15 protein-coding genes and 1 pseudogene are annotated in these 14,142 nt (G+C 70.7%); 6 read left to right on the plus strand and 10 right to left on the minus strand.

All coding sequences use genetic code 11. The features are described 5' to 3' along the window. Positions 1 to 2: 2 nt before the first annotated feature. Positions 3 to 158: pseudogene (locus AB0M08_RS40555) on the minus strand (PAS domain S-box protein); the annotation flags it as partial. On the opposite strand from AB0M08_RS40555, the gene AB0M08_RS40560 reads away from it, so the two are divergent. Beyond that, positions 97 to 270 (plus strand): hypothetical protein, encoded by a 174-nt coding sequence (locus AB0M08_RS40560; RefSeq protein ID WP_364505552.1) that lies wholly within the window; start codon positions 97 to 99, stop codon positions 268 to 270. The pseudogene AB0M08_RS40555 and the gene AB0M08_RS40560 sit on opposite strands and share 62 nt — an antisense overlap. Before the next feature lie 178 nt (positions 271 to 448). Here the strand turns inward: AB0M08_RS40560 and adhE are convergent, their stop codons facing one another. The 4 genes from adhE to AB0M08_RS40580 all read right to left on the minus strand — a co-directional run bounded on the left by adhE (position 449) and on the right by AB0M08_RS40580 (position 5,919). Then, positions 449 to 3,067 carry a bifunctional acetaldehyde-CoA/alcohol dehydrogenase gene (gene adhE, locus AB0M08_RS40565; RefSeq protein WP_364505554.1) on the minus strand — a complete coding sequence of 873 codons (2,619 nt, stop codon included), beginning with the start codon at positions 3,065 to 3,067 and terminating at the stop codon, positions 449 to 451. Between the two features lie 91 nt (positions 3,068 to 3,158). After that, the gene (locus tag AB0M08_RS40570; RefSeq protein ID WP_364505556.1) at positions 3,159 to 3,875 is read right to left on the minus strand and encodes a hypothetical protein; all 717 of its coding nucleotides are present in this window, start codon (positions 3,873 to 3,875) and stop codon (positions 3,159 to 3,161) included. A 63-nt stretch (positions 3,876 to 3,938) separates the two neighbouring features. Then, complete coding sequence (locus AB0M08_RS40575; protein WP_364505558.1) at positions 3,939 to 5,288, minus strand: Ig-like domain-containing protein; 1,350 nt, start codon at positions 5,286 to 5,288, stop codon at positions 3,939 to 3,941. 259 nt (positions 5,289 to 5,547) lie between these two features. After that, the gene (locus AB0M08_RS40580) at positions 5,548 to 5,919 is read right to left on the minus strand and encodes a hypothetical protein (protein ID WP_364505560.1); all 372 of its coding nucleotides are present in this window, start codon (positions 5,917 to 5,919) and stop codon (positions 5,548 to 5,550) included. A gap of 768 nt (positions 5,920 to 6,687) precedes the next feature. Here AB0M08_RS40580 and AB0M08_RS40585 point away from each other — a divergent pair. From AB0M08_RS40585 to AB0M08_RS40600, 4 genes are all read left to right on the plus strand, one after another. Continuing rightward, the gene (locus AB0M08_RS40585) at positions 6,688 to 6,864 is read left to right on the plus strand and encodes a hypothetical protein (RefSeq protein ID WP_364505561.1); all 177 of its coding nucleotides are present in this window, start codon (positions 6,688 to 6,690) and stop codon (positions 6,862 to 6,864) included. 97 nt (positions 6,865 to 6,961) lie between these two features. After that, positions 6,962 to 7,753, plus strand: a complete 792-nt coding sequence (locus AB0M08_RS40590; RefSeq protein WP_364505563.1) for an SAM-dependent methyltransferase — start codon at positions 6,962 to 6,964, stop codon at positions 7,751 to 7,753. Between the two features lie 129 nt (positions 7,754 to 7,882). Beyond that, complete coding sequence (locus tag AB0M08_RS40595; protein ID WP_364505565.1) at positions 7,883 to 8,302, plus strand: hypothetical protein; 420 nt, start codon at positions 7,883 to 7,885, stop codon at positions 8,300 to 8,302. A gap of 4 nt (positions 8,303 to 8,306) precedes the next feature. After that, positions 8,307 to 8,801 (plus strand): hypothetical protein, encoded by a 495-nt coding sequence (locus AB0M08_RS40600; RefSeq protein ID WP_364505567.1) that lies wholly within the window; start codon positions 8,307 to 8,309, stop codon positions 8,799 to 8,801. Here the strand turns inward: AB0M08_RS40600 and AB0M08_RS40605 are convergent. The 5 genes from AB0M08_RS40605 to pdhA all read right to left on the minus strand — a co-directional run bounded on the left by AB0M08_RS40605 (position 8,774) and on the right by pdhA (position 12,920). Beyond that, the gene (locus AB0M08_RS40605; protein ID WP_364505569.1) at positions 8,774 to 9,073 is read right to left on the minus strand and encodes a hypothetical protein; all 300 of its coding nucleotides are present in this window, start codon (positions 9,071 to 9,073) and stop codon (positions 8,774 to 8,776) included. The two genes, AB0M08_RS40600 and AB0M08_RS40605, sit on opposite strands and share 28 nt — an antisense overlap. 33 nt (positions 9,074 to 9,106) lie before the next feature. After that, positions 9,107 to 9,529, minus strand: coding sequence for a DUF3592 domain-containing protein (locus AB0M08_RS40610; RefSeq protein WP_364505570.1), 423 nt, complete (start codon positions 9,527 to 9,529; stop codon positions 9,107 to 9,109). A gap of 75 nt (positions 9,530 to 9,604) precedes the next feature. Then, positions 9,605 to 10,876, minus strand: coding sequence for a dihydrolipoamide acetyltransferase family protein (locus AB0M08_RS40615; RefSeq protein WP_364505572.1), 1,272 nt, complete (start codon positions 10,874 to 10,876; stop codon positions 9,605 to 9,607). Further along, positions 10,876 to 11,865, minus strand: a complete 990-nt coding sequence (locus tag AB0M08_RS40620; protein ID WP_364505580.1) for an alpha-ketoacid dehydrogenase subunit beta — start codon at positions 11,863 to 11,865, stop codon at positions 10,876 to 10,878. Before AB0M08_RS40620 ends, AB0M08_RS40615 begins: the two co-directional genes overlap by 1 nt. 5 nt (positions 11,866 to 11,870) lie before the next feature. Then, positions 11,871 to 12,920, minus strand: coding sequence for a pyruvate dehydrogenase (acetyl-transferring) E1 component subunit alpha (pdhA, locus tag AB0M08_RS40625; RefSeq protein ID WP_364505574.1), 1,050 nt, complete (start codon positions 12,918 to 12,920; stop codon positions 11,871 to 11,873). A 130-nt stretch (positions 12,921 to 13,050) separates the two neighbouring features. On the opposite strand from pdhA, the gene AB0M08_RS40630 reads away from it, so the two are divergent. Next, complete coding sequence (locus AB0M08_RS40630; RefSeq protein ID WP_364505576.1) at positions 13,051 to 13,485, plus strand: Lrp/AsnC family transcriptional regulator; 435 nt, start codon at positions 13,051 to 13,053, stop codon at positions 13,483 to 13,485. The last annotated feature ends 657 nt before the right edge of the window (positions 13,486 to 14,142 follow it).

Genomic DNA, 14,142 nt, shown 5'->3' on the forward strand with positions numbered 1-14,142 from the left:
AGCAGCCGGGCCACCTGGTCGAGGTCGGCGTCCAGATCCTCCGGGTGGGTGATCGTCTGGAAGGTACGGGCGGCCAGCTCCTGACGGGTGTACCCGGTGATCGCGGCGACCGCCGCGTTGACCCGCAGCCACGCGCCGTCCAGCCCGACCAGCGCCATGCCGATCGGCGACGACTCGAAGACCGCCTGGAACCGGGCCTCGCTCTCGGCCAGGGCGCGACGGTGGTCCGGCGCACCGATCGGGTCCATCGCCTCCGCCAGCAGGCCGTGACCGTCACCGCTCGGCGTCTCCCGGGCACCCGTCTGATCCGCCACAGCCCTGCCGCCTCTCCTCGGGGGACGGGCAGCCGCCCGCCGGACCAGCAGATCGGCACCACGGCGGCGCGCCGTGAGCGAACCGGGCCCGAGTCGGTTGCCGGATCGGTGCAGTACGGCGCGCCGCCGGCGGGTCAGCCGCGCGGCCGGTCGTGGTCCGGGCCGTAGTACGCGTCCCGCATCAGCCGCTGCATGTCGTCGATCATCGGCATCCGCGGGTTGGCCGGGGCGCACTGGTCCTCGTACGCGTTGAGCGCCTGCTGCGGCAGTGCCGCGAGGAACGCCGTCTCATCGACCCCGAGCCGGGCGAACGACGGCTCGATGCCGACCGCGGTCCGCAGCCGCTCGATCGCCGCGGCCAGCGCCTCGACCGCCTCCGCGGGGGTGCCCGCCGGCAGGCCGAGCATCGCGGCGATGTCGGCGAAGCGCTGCGGTGCCCGGTAGCTCTCGTACTTCGGCCAGCCGGACAACTTCGTCGGCGCCGCGCCGTTGTAGCGGATCACGTGCGGGAGCAGCACCGCATTGGTCCGGCCGTGCGCGATGTGGAAGGTGGCGCCGAGAGTGTGCGACATCGCGTGGACGATGCCGAGGAACGCGTTGCCGAACGCCATCCCGGCGATCGTCCCGGCGTTGTGCATCCGCTCGCGCGCCTCGCTCTCCCCGTCCACCACCGAACGCTCCAGGTTCGCGAAGATCAGCCGGATGGCGTGCAGGGCCAGGCCGTCGGTGAAGTCGTTGGCGTAGACCGACACGTACGCCTCGATGGCATGGGTGAGCGCGTCGAACCCGCTGTCCGCGGCGATCGCCCGGGGCAGGCTGGCGGTCAGCACCGGGTCGACGATCGCGACGGTCGGGGTGAGCGCGTAGTCGGCGAGCGGGTACTTCTTGCCGGTCCGGTGGTCGGTGATCACCGCGAACGGGGTCACCTCGGCACCGGTGCCGGAGGTGGTCGGCACGCAGACCAGCCGGGCCTTCTCGCCGAGCGCGGGGAAGGTGAACGCCCGCTTGCGGATGTCGAAGAACTTCTCCCGCATGTCGGCGAAGTCGACCTCCGGGTGCTCGTACTTGAGCCACATCACCTTGGCGGCGTCCATCGCGGAGCCGCCGCCGAGCGCGATGATGGTGTCCGGGCGGAACGAGCGCATCAGCTCGGCGCCGCGCTCCACGGTGGTCATCCGCGGTTCGGGCTCGACGTCGTCGATGATCTGCAGGACGACCTGGTTCGCGCGGCGCTGCAGCACCCGGTTGACGCGTTCCACGAAGCCGAGCCGGGTCATCGTCTCGTCGGTGACCACGGTGACCCGCCGCACGTCGGGCATGTCGGCCAGGTACCGGATCGACTGCGGCTCGAAGTAGATCTTGGAAGGCACCTTGAACCACTGCAGATTATTGGTACGCCGCCCGATCCGCTTGACGTTGATGAGGTTCACCGCCGACACGTTGTTCGACACCGAGTTCCGCCCGTAGCTGCCGCACCCCAGGGTCAGCGACGGCAGGAACGCGTTGTACATGTCCCCGATGCCACCCTGCGAGGCCGGCGAGTTCCAGATCACCCGGACCGCCTTGACCCGCTGACCGAACTCCACCACCAGCTCCTCGTCCTCGGTGTGGATCACCGCGCTGTGCCCGAGCCCGTGGAACTCCACCATCTCGGTGGCCAGCCGGACGCCCTCGGCGCGGGACCCGGCCCGCAGCACGGCGAGCACCGGGCAGAGCTTCTCCCGGGTCAGCGGCTCGGCCGGGCCTACCTCGCCGACCTCGGCCAGCAGGATCGAGGTCTCCGGCGGCACGGTGAAGCCCGCGCGCTCGGCGATCCACGCGGCGGACTGTCCCACCACGTCCGGGTTGAGCCGCGCCTCGTCGCATCCGGTGCCGTGTGCGGCCGCCCCGAAGATGAACTCCTCCAGCTTGCGCTTCTCCGCGGGCGTCACGACGTACGCGAAAAGCTCCCGGAAAGCGGTCAGCGCGGCGTCGTAGATCTCCGCGTCGATGATCGCGGCCTGTTCCGAGGCGCAGATCATCCCGTTGTCGAACGCCTTGGAGAGCACGATGTCGTTGACCGCGCGGGGCAGCTTGGCGGTCGCCTCGATGTAGGCGGGAACGTTGCCCGCGCCGACACCCAGGGCCGGCTTGCCCGCCGAGTACGCCGCCCGGACCATCCCGTTGCCGCCGGTCGCCAGGATCGTGGCGATGCCCGGATGGTGCATCAGCGCGGTGGTCGCCTCGACCGACGGCTCGTCGATCCACTGGACGCAGTTCTCCGGCGCACCGGCCGCGACCGCCGCGTCCCGCACGATCCGGGCCGCCTCGGCGCTGCACCGCTGCGCGGCCGGGTGGAACGCGAACACGATCGGATTGCGGGTCTTGAGCGCCAGCAGGGCCTTGAAGATCGTCGTCGAGGTCGGGTTGGTGACCGGGGTGATGCCCGCGATCACGCCCACCGGATCGGCGATCTCGGTGATCCCGCTGATCTCGTCGTGGCTGATCACCCCGGCCGTGCGTACCGTCGCCATGCTGTGCGTGACGTGCTCACACGCGAAGATGTTCTTGACGGCCTTGTCCTCGAAGACCCCTCGCCCGGTCTCCTCGACGGCGAGCCGCGCCAGGGCGGCGTGCCGGTCGAGCGCCGCGACCGACGCCTTCCGGACGATGTGGTCGACCTTCTCCTGATCGAAGCCGTCGTAGTCGTCCAACGCCTTCAAACCGGCGCTGACCAGGGCGTCTACCATGATCGAGACTTCGCTGCCGGGCATCCTCGTCACCTCACTGGTGGGGGCTCTGCGCTACACCCCCAGCCTTGCGCCGCCCGGCCGCCACCAGTAGGGACCTTCGTCCCCTAACCTGTCACGGCAGGGCCCCGAGCCCGGCCAGCAGCTCGATCCGCTCCCGCGCGTCGAGTACGTCGTAGATCGGCTGGTCGAGGCGGTCGGTCTCCGCGTCGATGGCCCGCCGCTCCGCCCCGGCGGGCAACTCCATCACCTGCCTCGCGGTCAGCCCGGCCGCCCGCCACGCCGCCCGGTGCGCGTCCGCCCGATGATGCCGCAGCGCACCCAGCCGGGTCGTCAGGCGTACCGCCGCCGGCGCGCCCTCCGGTTCGTACACCGGAGCCATCGCCCGGAAGGCCGGCCCACCGGTCGCCCGCCCCGCGTCGAGAAGGCGCCCGACCAGGTCGGCGAGGCGTTCCCAGGCGTCCACCCCGGGCAGCATCGCGTCCAGGGGCGGTCCGGGCCGCCACCGCTGCGCCGCAACTTCACCGATCTTCTCCTGTACGGCCATGGCCACCGCCCGCCCACGCTCGGTGAGGCGCCACGTCCCGTCAGCCCCCACCTCCGCGGTGCCGGATGCCAGCTCCGCGCTCATGTCCCCGCTGCCGTACGAGGTCACCGCCGCGAAGCTCTCCGCCGGCATCGGCCGCGCCAGCAGCCCGAAGTAGAAGCTGCCCTCGAACCCGGGCTTCACCCCGTGCTCGGCGTAGACGGCCATGACCCGCTCCCGCGATGCCGCCCGCACCCCGATGTAGACCCGATCGACGACCGGCCTGATCCTCCCCGCGAAGCTCATGGCCCGAGACGCTACCCGGTGTCCCCGCGCCTTTCCGGGCGCGGGGACAGCCGGTGCCGGGTGTCAGAGTTCCCGGCGGCGGTTGAGGAGCTCCACCACGTTGAGGGTCTGTGCCGGGTTGGAGATCGAGGTGGCGTACGTGCCGTCGCCGTTGTAGGTCGCGGTGATCTGGTAGGTGCCGACCTTGAAGAGGCTGGGCTTCGGGGAGCAGCCCACGTTGGTGGCGAGGGAGATCGTGCAGATCGCCACCGCGCCGGCCTTGATCGTCACGTTGCCGGTCGGGGTGCCCGCGGTGGCGGGGAGGACCTCGACGGTGAAGACCTCGGCGTCCTCGGCGCCGACGGCGACGGTGTCCGCGGAGAGGGTCAGCAGGGTGGTGGTCGGCTCCTTCGCCACGGTCAGGGTCTGCGAGGTGTCCGAGGAGGCGGTGTTCGTGGCGTCACCGCTGTACGTGGCGGTGATCGGGTAAGTGCCCGGCCGCAGCAGGCTGCCGCTGGACGGCTTGCACGTGCCGGTCCCGCCGGAGAGGGTGATCGTGCAGATCGCCGTCGTGCCCGTGGCGATCGTGACCTTCCCGGTCGGCGTACCGCTGGTCGAGGGGGTGACCTTGGCGGTGAAGACCTCGGTCTGCTCGGCGTCGTAGGGCACCGAGGCGGCCGACAGCGTCACCGCCGTGGTCGTCGGCTGCACGGCCAGCACGGTGATCGTCCGCTGGGTGCTGGAGCCGGTGAAGTTCGCGTCGCCGCCGTAGGTCGAGGTGATCTGGTTGCTGCCGACCGGCAGGGTGGTCGCGCCCAGACCGCAGTAGCCGATCGAGCCGGTGCTGTCCAGCGGCCCGCTGCACAGGGTGGTCGTCCCGGACGCCGTGGTGTCCGTGATGGTCACCGTGCCGGTGGGTTTGCCGATGTGGGCGGCGAGCACGGCGCCGCCGAACGAGTACCACTGTTCGCTGCCGTAGACGAGCATCGGATCGCCCGTCACCGTCGAGCCGTTGGGGTCGTACAGGGAAAGGAAGTTGGAGCTCGTCTGCTTTTCCACCGTGAGCGTGACCAGGCTGGACGCCGCCGCGGAGGAGTTCTCGTCGCCGGTGTAATAGGCCCAGATCGAGTACGTGCCGACGGCCAGCTGCGAGGCCGGAATCGAACAGGTGCCGGTGTAGTTGCCGACCGCGCCCGAGCAGAGCCAGGTCGACCCGAGCCGGACGCCGAAACTGCCGCCACCGTCGCCACCGTAGACGTCGACCCGCATCACGTCCTGGTCCTCGTAGCCGAGGTACGCGGTGCCGCTCTGCGGGGTCAGCGACACCGATGTCGGTTCCTGATCAGCCCACGCCGGCCCGGCGGTGACCGTTTCCGTCACGAACGCGGCGCACACCGCCGCCACGAGCCCGGCCAGGACTCTTCGCCATCTCATATTCCGTCTTCCTTTTGCCGCGCGAATGGTCCGTCCACAGTGCAGCGCTCTGCTGAAACGCCGCTGACGTGGCGCTGACGGCAACCGGCCCGCAACCGCATTCGCAGCCATTCGCCCCTGACGTGGTGGGATGTTGGGGTTCGGGGAGGGCGGCCCGCCACGCCGGGTGCGGCTGCCGCGAAGGCCACCCCGCCGCACCGACCCAGCGATCATCCCCGGGCCCGAACCTGCCGGCGGCTGACACCCGGTGGAGCTCCCGTCAGGTGATGTCGCGGCGCATCGGGATGACGACGGCGAGCAGTGAGGCGGCCAGGGCGTACCCGAGGAGCAGCAGGGCGCCCGCCGCGGGTGGGAGCAGCGTGACGGACGCGCTGCCGACCTCCTGGGAGATCGCGTCGGCGAGGTACGTGAAGTCGGTGAGGGATGCCGTGGCGCCGCCCGGCAGCACCGGGTAGAGCGCGTTGACGCCGGGGATCAGCATCAGCATCGGCTCACCCATGTACAGGTAGCCGATCACCACGACCAGGGCGATGGCCTGATCACGGAGCAGGGCGCCCATCCCGACGCCGATCAGCGTGTACACCACCATGGCCACCCCGATGCGGGCGAGCAGCCCGGACACGGTGCCCACCGGCAGGCCGAGCGTGAAGCCACGGACGGCGGCGACGGCGAAGAGAAGACCCTGCTGGTCAATTCTGGCCCGCCCGGACGGGACGCCGGATCCCGCGGCGGGTGCCCCGTCGCTCGCCCCCGCCTCGCCTCACCGCATGGGGCGGTGGGCTGGCGCTCCGGGGTGTATCGGCGTGGTGGGCTGGCGCTCCGGGGTGTCTCGGGCGGTCCGAGAGACCCGTGACCGCCAGCCGCGCCGGGAAAGCCGGCGCCCAGAGGTCACTCGAGCCCGTCGAGACACCCCTGAACGCCGGCCACGAAGATCATCTCCACGGGTGATCATGAAATGTCGATCAAGCCGGCCGAACAGGGCCCACCCCGACCGGACGGCCACCCCGCGACCCCCGCCGGTGACGATCCCGCCGGAATTGACCAGTGGGATCACGGGTACCTCGAGCACCCGGACACACCCGTGAACCTGCTGGCGCATTCGGCGCGTATGCCCGGCTCCCACCCCATACCGGGGGAATCCCCCATCCCAACAGGCATCCTGCCCGAAAAATAGTGATCTTGGCGGGCCGCCTGTGGACAACGCCGTGTCGAGGCGAGAGCACGAGCACGGAGCAGCACGACCGAGTGAGGGCCCTGCCCGAAATTGACCAGCGGGATCAGAGAAGTCCGCCGCCCACCCTCCCGAACCTGCGCGAAGACCGGCACCGCACGCCCCTCACCAGCAAGGATTGATGAGTCGGGCACCCTCCCGACCCGGACACGAAAGGTTGCCGCGGACATGATGGAGAACTGGGACCCCCTGGTCATGCTGCTGTTCAGGGGCGCGGGATACCTGCTCGTGATCGCCGTCATCTGCGCCACGCTGCACACCGTCGTGAAGTACGCCGTGTGCGCGGGAATCAGGATGGCCGCGGACGACCTCCGGGACATCGCCCGGCACGCCGACGACCGGTAGCGGCCGCTCGGGCCGCGACGCCGCGAGCGGATTCCGGCATGGTGAGCACGGCCGGCCTCTTGCGCGATCACCCCATCGAGGCGGAAGAATGCCGCCCATGACCGAGGAGAGCTCCACACTGGACACGTCGGTTCCGCACTCGGCGCGGATCTGGAACTACTGGCTCGGCGGCACGGACAACTTCGAGGCCGACCGGGCCGCCGGCGACGAGGTGATCGCCCACATCCCGGACATCCCGATCGGCGCGAAGGCCGAGCGGGTCTTCCTCAAGCGCGTGGTCCGGTTCCTCGTCGAGGACGCCGGCATCCGCCAGTTCCTCGACGTCGGCACCGGGCTCCCGTCGGCGGACAACACCCACGAGGTCGCGCAGTCGCTCGACCCGGGCAGCCGGATCGTCTACGTCGACAACGATCCGCTGGTGATGGAGCATGCGCGGGCGCTGCTGAACAGCACGCCGGAGGGCGCCTGCACCTACGTCGAGGCCGACCTGCGCGAACCGGAGAGCATCCTGGACGCCGCGCGGGAGACGCTCGACTTCTCCCAGCCGATCGGGCTCATGATCCTCGGCGTCGTCAACCACATCATGGACGACGAGGTGGCGTACGCCTCGGTCGCCCGGCTGGTGCGGGCGATGCCGCCCGGCAGCCACCTGGTCCTCACCCACTCCACCGCCGAGATCCACGGCGAGCCGATGCTGCGGGTGATGCGCGAGACCACCGAGCGCGGCGGCACCCCGATCCGCGCGCGGACGAAGGCGGAGCTGGAACGCTTCTTCGACGGCCTGGACCTGCTGGAGCCGGGCGTCGTCACGTGCTCGCGCTGGCGCCCGGCCCCGGACTCGGCGGAGCCGGAGGTCTACCTGTTCGGCGGCGTCGCCCGCATCGGCTGACACCGGTCACCGGCCGGCGGGGCACCACGACGAGGCGACATGCGTCGATCCTGTGCCCCGTCGGCTGTGTACCGGCTGAGCTACCCTCAACGAATCCAGCACCGCTACGGTCATCCGCGAGGAGGGCATGTGGAACGTGGTGAGCTCTGGTGGGCCCGGCTCGACGAGGAGCGGGCCGTCGTGCTGCTCTCGGGTGGACCGGGCCCGGACTTCCCGGCCGTGCAGATCGTCGCACCGGCCACCCCCGCGCAGAAGGCCGGATTCCTGCTGCTCTCCGGCGACCAGGCGGCCGACCCCGACGAGCGCCGCCGGGTCCTCGACGCGGCCGGGCCGGATCCCCGCGCGACCGGCATCGAGGTGTTCTTCGGCGCGGAGGAGGGTCTGGCCGAACCCGGCGTGGTCCGGGTGGCGCTGCCGCAGCAAGGGAAGATCTTCTGCACCTGGGGTACGACCGTCAGCCGCGACTCCCTGCTGACCCGGATCGGTCTCCTGTCCCCGGCCAAGCAGCACGAGCTGGACGTCGCCCTGGCCCTCGCCGGCCGAGAATGATCTGGTGAGCACGATGCGCAGGGCGCTGCTGGCACTGGCCGGATTCTGGACGGTCGGTGTCCTCATGCTGGTGGGTTCGCGGTACGGCTCCTCCGGCCTGGACCGGTTCCATGACGCACCCACCTGCTCGCCGGCCCAGACGTTCACCGCGACGGACTGCCGGGCCACGGTCGGCGCGACGCTGACCGCGCTGACGAACTCCCAGGCCACGATGGACGTCGACGGCCGCCGCGTGTCGGCCGGGCTGACGCTGCACGGGCAACTCCCCGGTGACGCGGTGGGCCAGACGGTACGCGTGACGCTGTACCGGGGCACCGTCGTTCACCTCGAGGGTGCCGGCCTGAACGTCGACACGGACGACACCCCCGTCGACCACACCGGCGACTTCCGGCTCGCCGGGCTGTTCCTCCTCATCGGCGGCACGATCCTGGTCGGCGCCGGCACACTGATCCGTTCCGGCCGCAGCACCCGCTACTCCTCGTCGTCGGGCACCGGGTAGCGCTCGGCGACCGCGAGCGCCTCCTCCGCACGCCCGCCCGCCGGGTACGAGGAGATCGACACCGCGCGTACCAGAAGCAGGTCTTGCCGTTCCGGGCCGAGGACCCGGTGAACCTCGGCGATGATCCGCTCGCCGAGCTCGAGGAGGGCGGCCCGGTCGTGGCCACCCTGACAGTAGCGGGCCGCGAGCCGCACCCGGGCGTTCAGCGTACGTGGATCACTCGGCTGCCCCGTCACGCCGACGGCATCCACGACGTCAGACCGCCCGCGCACGCCGGCCGATCCGCGATGCGGGCCGGGGGACGGTCAGGGGCCGGTGATGCCGTACGCGGCGCTGGCCAGGCCGATCAGGAAGAAGACCGCGCCGGTGCCGAAGGTGACCGCGTAGGACCAGCCCCGGTAGTCGGCGGCGTCCAGATCGGCCACCTCCGGGTTCTCCGGCAGGTAGCGGACCGGGACCGCCGAGCCCACCGGGTACCGCACGGAACTGCCGCCGAGCTTCAGCCGGAACGTACGCGAAAGGCCCGCACCGTCCCGGAAGGAGATCACCGGGGACACCGTGGACCCGGACGTGCCGGACGTACGGCGGATCTCCAGGCTCTCCACCCGGCCGGGCACCGCGACGCCACGGCTCGCGAGGAGCCGCTGGGTGGCGCGATGGCGGACGCCCACACCGATGACCACCGCGCCGACCGCCATGAAGACCAGTCCGAAGAACACCGTTTCCACGGCGCACACCCTATCGGCGCCGGTCAATAGCAGACAGGCCGGCGGTTCACAGGCCGGCAAGTCACAGCGGGCGGTTCACAGGCGGGCGATCACGGACGGTGGGTTCTCGATGGCGTCGGCGATCGTGCGCATGAAACCGGCCGCCGTGCCGCCGTCGCAGACCCGGTGGTCGAAGACGAAGCTCATCTGGGTGATCTTGCGGACGCAGAGCTCGCCGCCGACCACCCAGGGGCGGTCGAGGATGCGGCCGAAGCCGAGGATCGCGACCTGCGGGTGGTTGATGATGGCGGCGCTGCCGTCGACGCCGAGGCTGCCGTAGTTGTTCAGCGTGAACGTGCCCTCGGACAGTTCGCGCTCGCTGACCCGGCCCTCCCGCGCGGCAGCCGTCAGCCTCCGGATCTCGCGGGACAGCTCACGCGTCGTCAGCCGCCCGGCATCGAGGACAGAAGGCACCAGCAAACCCCGCTTCCCCTGTACGGCGATCCCGAGGTTGATCGTCGCGAGCTCGACGATCTCCTGGCGCTCGCCGTCGAAGCGGGCGTTGAGCACCGGGAACTCACGCAGCCCGGCGATCGTGAACCGGGCCAGATAGGCCAGCAGCCCGGGCCCGTCGGGGTTGCTCTCGCGCAGCCGCCAGAGTTCGGTGGCGTCCACGTCCACCCAGACGGTCGCCTCGGGGATCTCCGCCCGGCTCCGGCCGAGCGCGACCGCCGCCGCCTTCCGGAATCCGCTCAGCGGCACCCGCGTCTCCCCCGATTCCGGCAGAGCGAGCACCGCCGATCCCGGCGGCGGAACAGTCACCGGCGATCCGGCCGACGGCGGCGCAGCCACCGGCGGCGCAGCCACCGGCGAAGCGGCCACCGGCGTCACGACCGATGCGGCGGCCCGCTCCACGTCGGCCCGTGTGATCACTCCCCCGCGACCGGTCGGCGTGACCGTGGCCAGGTCGACGCCGGTGGACCGGGCCAGGGTGCGGACCAGCGGGGACACCACCTGCGGCGGCCGCGTGTGGCTGGACGGCTGCACGGGGACGCGCGGACGGCGCTTGCGCCCGGACACCCCGGCGGCCGAGGTGCCGTAGCCGATCAGGACGTTGCCGGAGCCGGTGTCGGCGGCCGGTTCGGCGACGCTGATCAGGGGCGCGCCCACCGCGAGGGTGCTGCCCGCCGTCGCGTGCAGGGTGGCCACCCGGCCGGCGTACGGCGACGGCACCTCGACCACGGCCTTGGCGGTCTCCACCTCGACCACCGGCTGGTCTCTCGCGATCTCGTCGCCCTCGGCCACCAGCCACTGGACGATCTCGGCCTCGGTCAGGCCCTCGCCGAGGTCCGGCAGGTTGAAGATCATCACTGCTCCCAGGCGAGGTCGTCGACGGCGTCCAGCACCCGGTCCACGCCGGGCAGCTGGAGGTGCTCGTACTTCGGCGGCGGGTACGGGATGTCGAAACCGGTCACCCGGCGGACCGGGGCGGCCAGGCTGGTGAAGCAGCGCTCGGTCACCCGGGCGGCGATCTCCGCGGAGACCCCGGCGAATCCGGCGGACTCGGTGATCACCACGGCGCGGCCGGTGGCGCGGACCGCGTCGCAGACCGTGGCGTCGTCGAACGGGACGATCGAGCGCAGGTCGATCACCTGGAGGCTGCGGCCCTCCTGCGCGGCCACCGCGGCGGTCTCCAGGGCGACCGGCACCGACGGGCCGTACGCGATCAGGGTGGCGTCGGTGCCCTCCCGCCGGACCACCGCGGTCCCGATGCCCGGCGCGCCGGTGTCCGGGAGCGCGACCTCGTCCTTGCTCCAGTAGAGCTTCTTGGGCTCCAGGAAGATCACCGGATCGGGGTCGGCGATCGCGGCGCGCAGCAGCGTGTACGCGTCCGCCGGGGTGGCCGGCGTGACCACCTGCAGGCCGGGGGTGTGCGCGTAGTACGCCTCGGACGAGTCGCAGTGGTGCTCGACCCCGCCGATGCCGCCGGCGTACGGCACCCGGATCACCATCGGCAGCGTGACCCGGCCACGGGTGCGGTTCCGCATCTTCGCGACGTGGCTGATGATCTGCTCGAACGCGGGGTAGGCGAACGCGTCGAACTGCATCTCGACGACGGGGCGCATCCCGTTCATCGCCATCCCGACGGCCAGCCCGACGATGCCGGATTCGGCGAGCGGCGTGTCGAAGCAGCGGGTCTCGCCGAACTCGGCCGTCAGCCCGTCGGTGATCCGGAAGACGCCGCCGAGCGGGCCGACGTCCTCCCCGAAGACGAGCACCGTGGGGTCGTCGGTCATCGCGTCGCGCAGTGCCCGGTTCAGCGTCTGCGCCATCGACAGCTTCTCGTGGGTCACCATCGCGGTCACGGTGCGGCCTCCCTGCTCAGCTCGTCGGCGACCACGGCCGCCTGCTCCTCCAGCTGCGTCGTCGGCGTGCTGTAGACGTACGCGAAAAGGTCCTGGAAGTTGATCTTGAGATCCTGATCGATCCCCTCGCGGAGGTGCTCGGCGACGCGCGCGGCCTCCTCGGCGAACGCGGCCTCGATCGCGTCGGTCAGCACGCCGCGCTCGGTCAGATATGATCGAAGCCGGACGATCGGGTCACGATCCACCCAGGCGGCGACGTCCGACTCGGGGCGGTAGCGGGACGCGTCGTCGGCGTTCGTGTGCGCCTGCATCCGGTACGTGTGCGCCTCGATCAGCTGCGGGCCACCGCCGGATCGCGCCCGCTCGACCGCCGCACCCAGCACCGACAGCAGCGCCGGCATGTCGTTGCCGTCCACGCGCTGACCGGGAATCCCGTAGCCGACCCCCTTGTGCGCGAGCGACGGCGCCGCGGTCTGCCGGGCGAGCGGGACGCTGATCGCGTACTCGTTGTTCTGCACGAAGAAGACGACCGGCGCGTGGAACACGGCCGCGAAGTTGAGCGCCTCGTGGAAGTCGCCCTCGCTGGTCCCGCCGTCGCCGCAGATCGCCATCGCCACGGTCGGCTCACCGCGCAGCCGCGCCGCGTGGGCGACCCCGACCGCGTGCGGCAGCTGGGTGGCGAGCGGCGTGGTGTGCGGCGCCACGTGATGCTCGCGCGGATCGTAGCCGCAGTGCCAGTCCCCCTTGAGCAGGCTCAACGCCTCCACGGGATCGACGCCCTTGACCACCGCCGCGACCGTGTCCCGGTAGGTCGGGAAGAGCCAGTCCCCCGGTTCGAGAACCTGCGCGGCCGCGACCTGGCAGGCCTCCTGACCGTGCGACGAGGGGTAGACCGCGAGGCGGCCCTGCCGGACCAGGGCGTACGCCTGATCGTTGATCCGCCGGGCGGTGATCAGGTGCTGGAGTGACCGCAACAGGACATCGTCCTCGGGCGGCTTCTCCAGGTCCATGAGCGTGACGGGAGTGTCGGACGGCAGCAGGCTCATCTGCTCATGCTGTTACCTGGAGCACTCCTGTTCCATAATCCGGGACAGATCGAGAATTCTGCGCTCCGCGGGCGGACTTCGGAAGCCAGACGTCCAACCGCGAGCAGGATCGAGGACGGGAGATGGACAGGTGGTCGACGACATCGATCGACAGATCCTCACGGAGCTCGGCCGCGACGGGCGGATGTCGATCCGCCACCTCTCCGAGGCGCTGCACATCTCCCGGGCCAACGCGTACGCCCGGGTCCAGCGCCTCCGCGAGACGAACGTGATCAGGGGCTTCCGCGCGGACATAGACCACATCGCGGCCGGCATGACGACCTCGGCCTACGTCACGGTGAACCTGCACCAGGCGGAGTGGCGCGAGGTCGGCGACCGGTTACGGGCGCTGCCCGGGGTGGTCCACATCGCGCTGGTCGGCGGCGAGTTCGACGTGATCCTGCTGGTCCGCGCGAAGGACAACACCGACCTGCGCCGCCTGGTCCTCGACGAGATCCAGGGCATGCCCGGCGTCGTCAACACGCGAACCCTGCTGGTCTTCGAGGAGTTCGACACCAGATCTTGAAAACCTCCTACGGCCGAGAATACGTCCCGGTCGCTCCAGAAGTCCCAGTCGCCATCGCCCCAGCCTCCCTCATCGCCGGCACCTCAGGCCGCGAGTGGACAACGTGATCGCGGCAGGGCAAGGCAGCACAATGACCGACGAGCCGGTGCTAACGGGGACGGGTCGGCAAGCCGATTTTCTCTTTACAGAAATATGTTCTAAAAACATTAGCAATCCGGCGTCGACGCGGACGGCCCCACTCGGAGCGCCACCGATCGAGTCACGTCTTGGCTACGTTGAGTGAGTGGCCGATGCGTACTGCGAAGACTGCTTCGCACGCCGGGGCAGTGGTTGGACCGTGGTTGATCGTGGCTCACGGCCAGCGGAGCGGTCAGGCGGCTACCACACCCCCGGGGCATCGCCAGGAGATCCTGGGCACTACACGCCGGGATACATGCGGCCCGCGATCGACGGCAAGGAATCCCAAAAATGCCAGAGGTGCGATGGCCGGGGGAAACTACCCGTACCGCCCGTCGAATGCCCCCTGTGCCGCGGCTCATTCTCGAGAAGTCGCATCGATACCGGCTCTTCGAATTTAAGCGGGGTTGAGGTGTCCGCGGTGGCGGCGGGTGGTAGCGGTACGGGTCCGTAGCCGCTGGTTCTTCGGGTTACGAAATC

Origin of the sequence: Actinoplanes sp. NPDC051851, from assembly GCF_040681165.1 — a bacterium.
Lineage (GTDB): Bacteria > Actinomycetota > Actinomycetes > Mycobacteriales > Micromonosporaceae > Actinoplanes.

What these genes read in the sequence shown, in the direction of transcription:
- adhE (WP_364505554.1), bottom strand. Translation starts at nt 3,067, where the DNA reads ATGCCCGGCAGCGAAGTCTCGATCATGGTAGACGCCCTGGTCAGCGCC.
- AB0M08_RS40570 (WP_364505556.1), bottom strand. Translation starts at nt 3,875, where the DNA reads ATGAGCTTCGCGGGGAGGATCAGGCCGGTCGTCGATCGGGTCTACATC.
- AB0M08_RS40575 (WP_364505558.1), bottom strand. Translation starts at nt 5,288, where the DNA reads ATGAGATGGCGAAGAGTCCTGGCCGGGCTCGTGGCGGCGGTGTGCGCC.
- AB0M08_RS40585 (WP_364505561.1), top strand. Translation starts at nt 6,688, where the DNA reads ATGATGGAGAACTGGGACCCCCTGGTCATGCTGCTGTTCAGGGGCGCG.
- AB0M08_RS40590 (WP_364505563.1), top strand. Translation starts at nt 6,962, where the DNA reads ATGACCGAGGAGAGCTCCACACTGGACACGTCGGTTCCGCACTCGGCG.
- AB0M08_RS40615 (WP_364505572.1), bottom strand. Translation starts at nt 10,876, where the DNA reads ATGATCTTCAACCTGCCGGACCTCGGCGAGGGCCTGACCGAGGCCGAG.
- AB0M08_RS40620 (WP_364505580.1), bottom strand. Translation starts at nt 11,865, where the DNA reads ATGGTGACCCACGAGAAGCTGTCGATGGCGCAGACGCTGAACCGGGCA.
- pdhA (WP_364505574.1), bottom strand. Translation starts at nt 12,920, where the DNA reads ATGAGCCTGCTGCCGTCCGACACTCCCGTCACGCTCATGGACCTGGAG.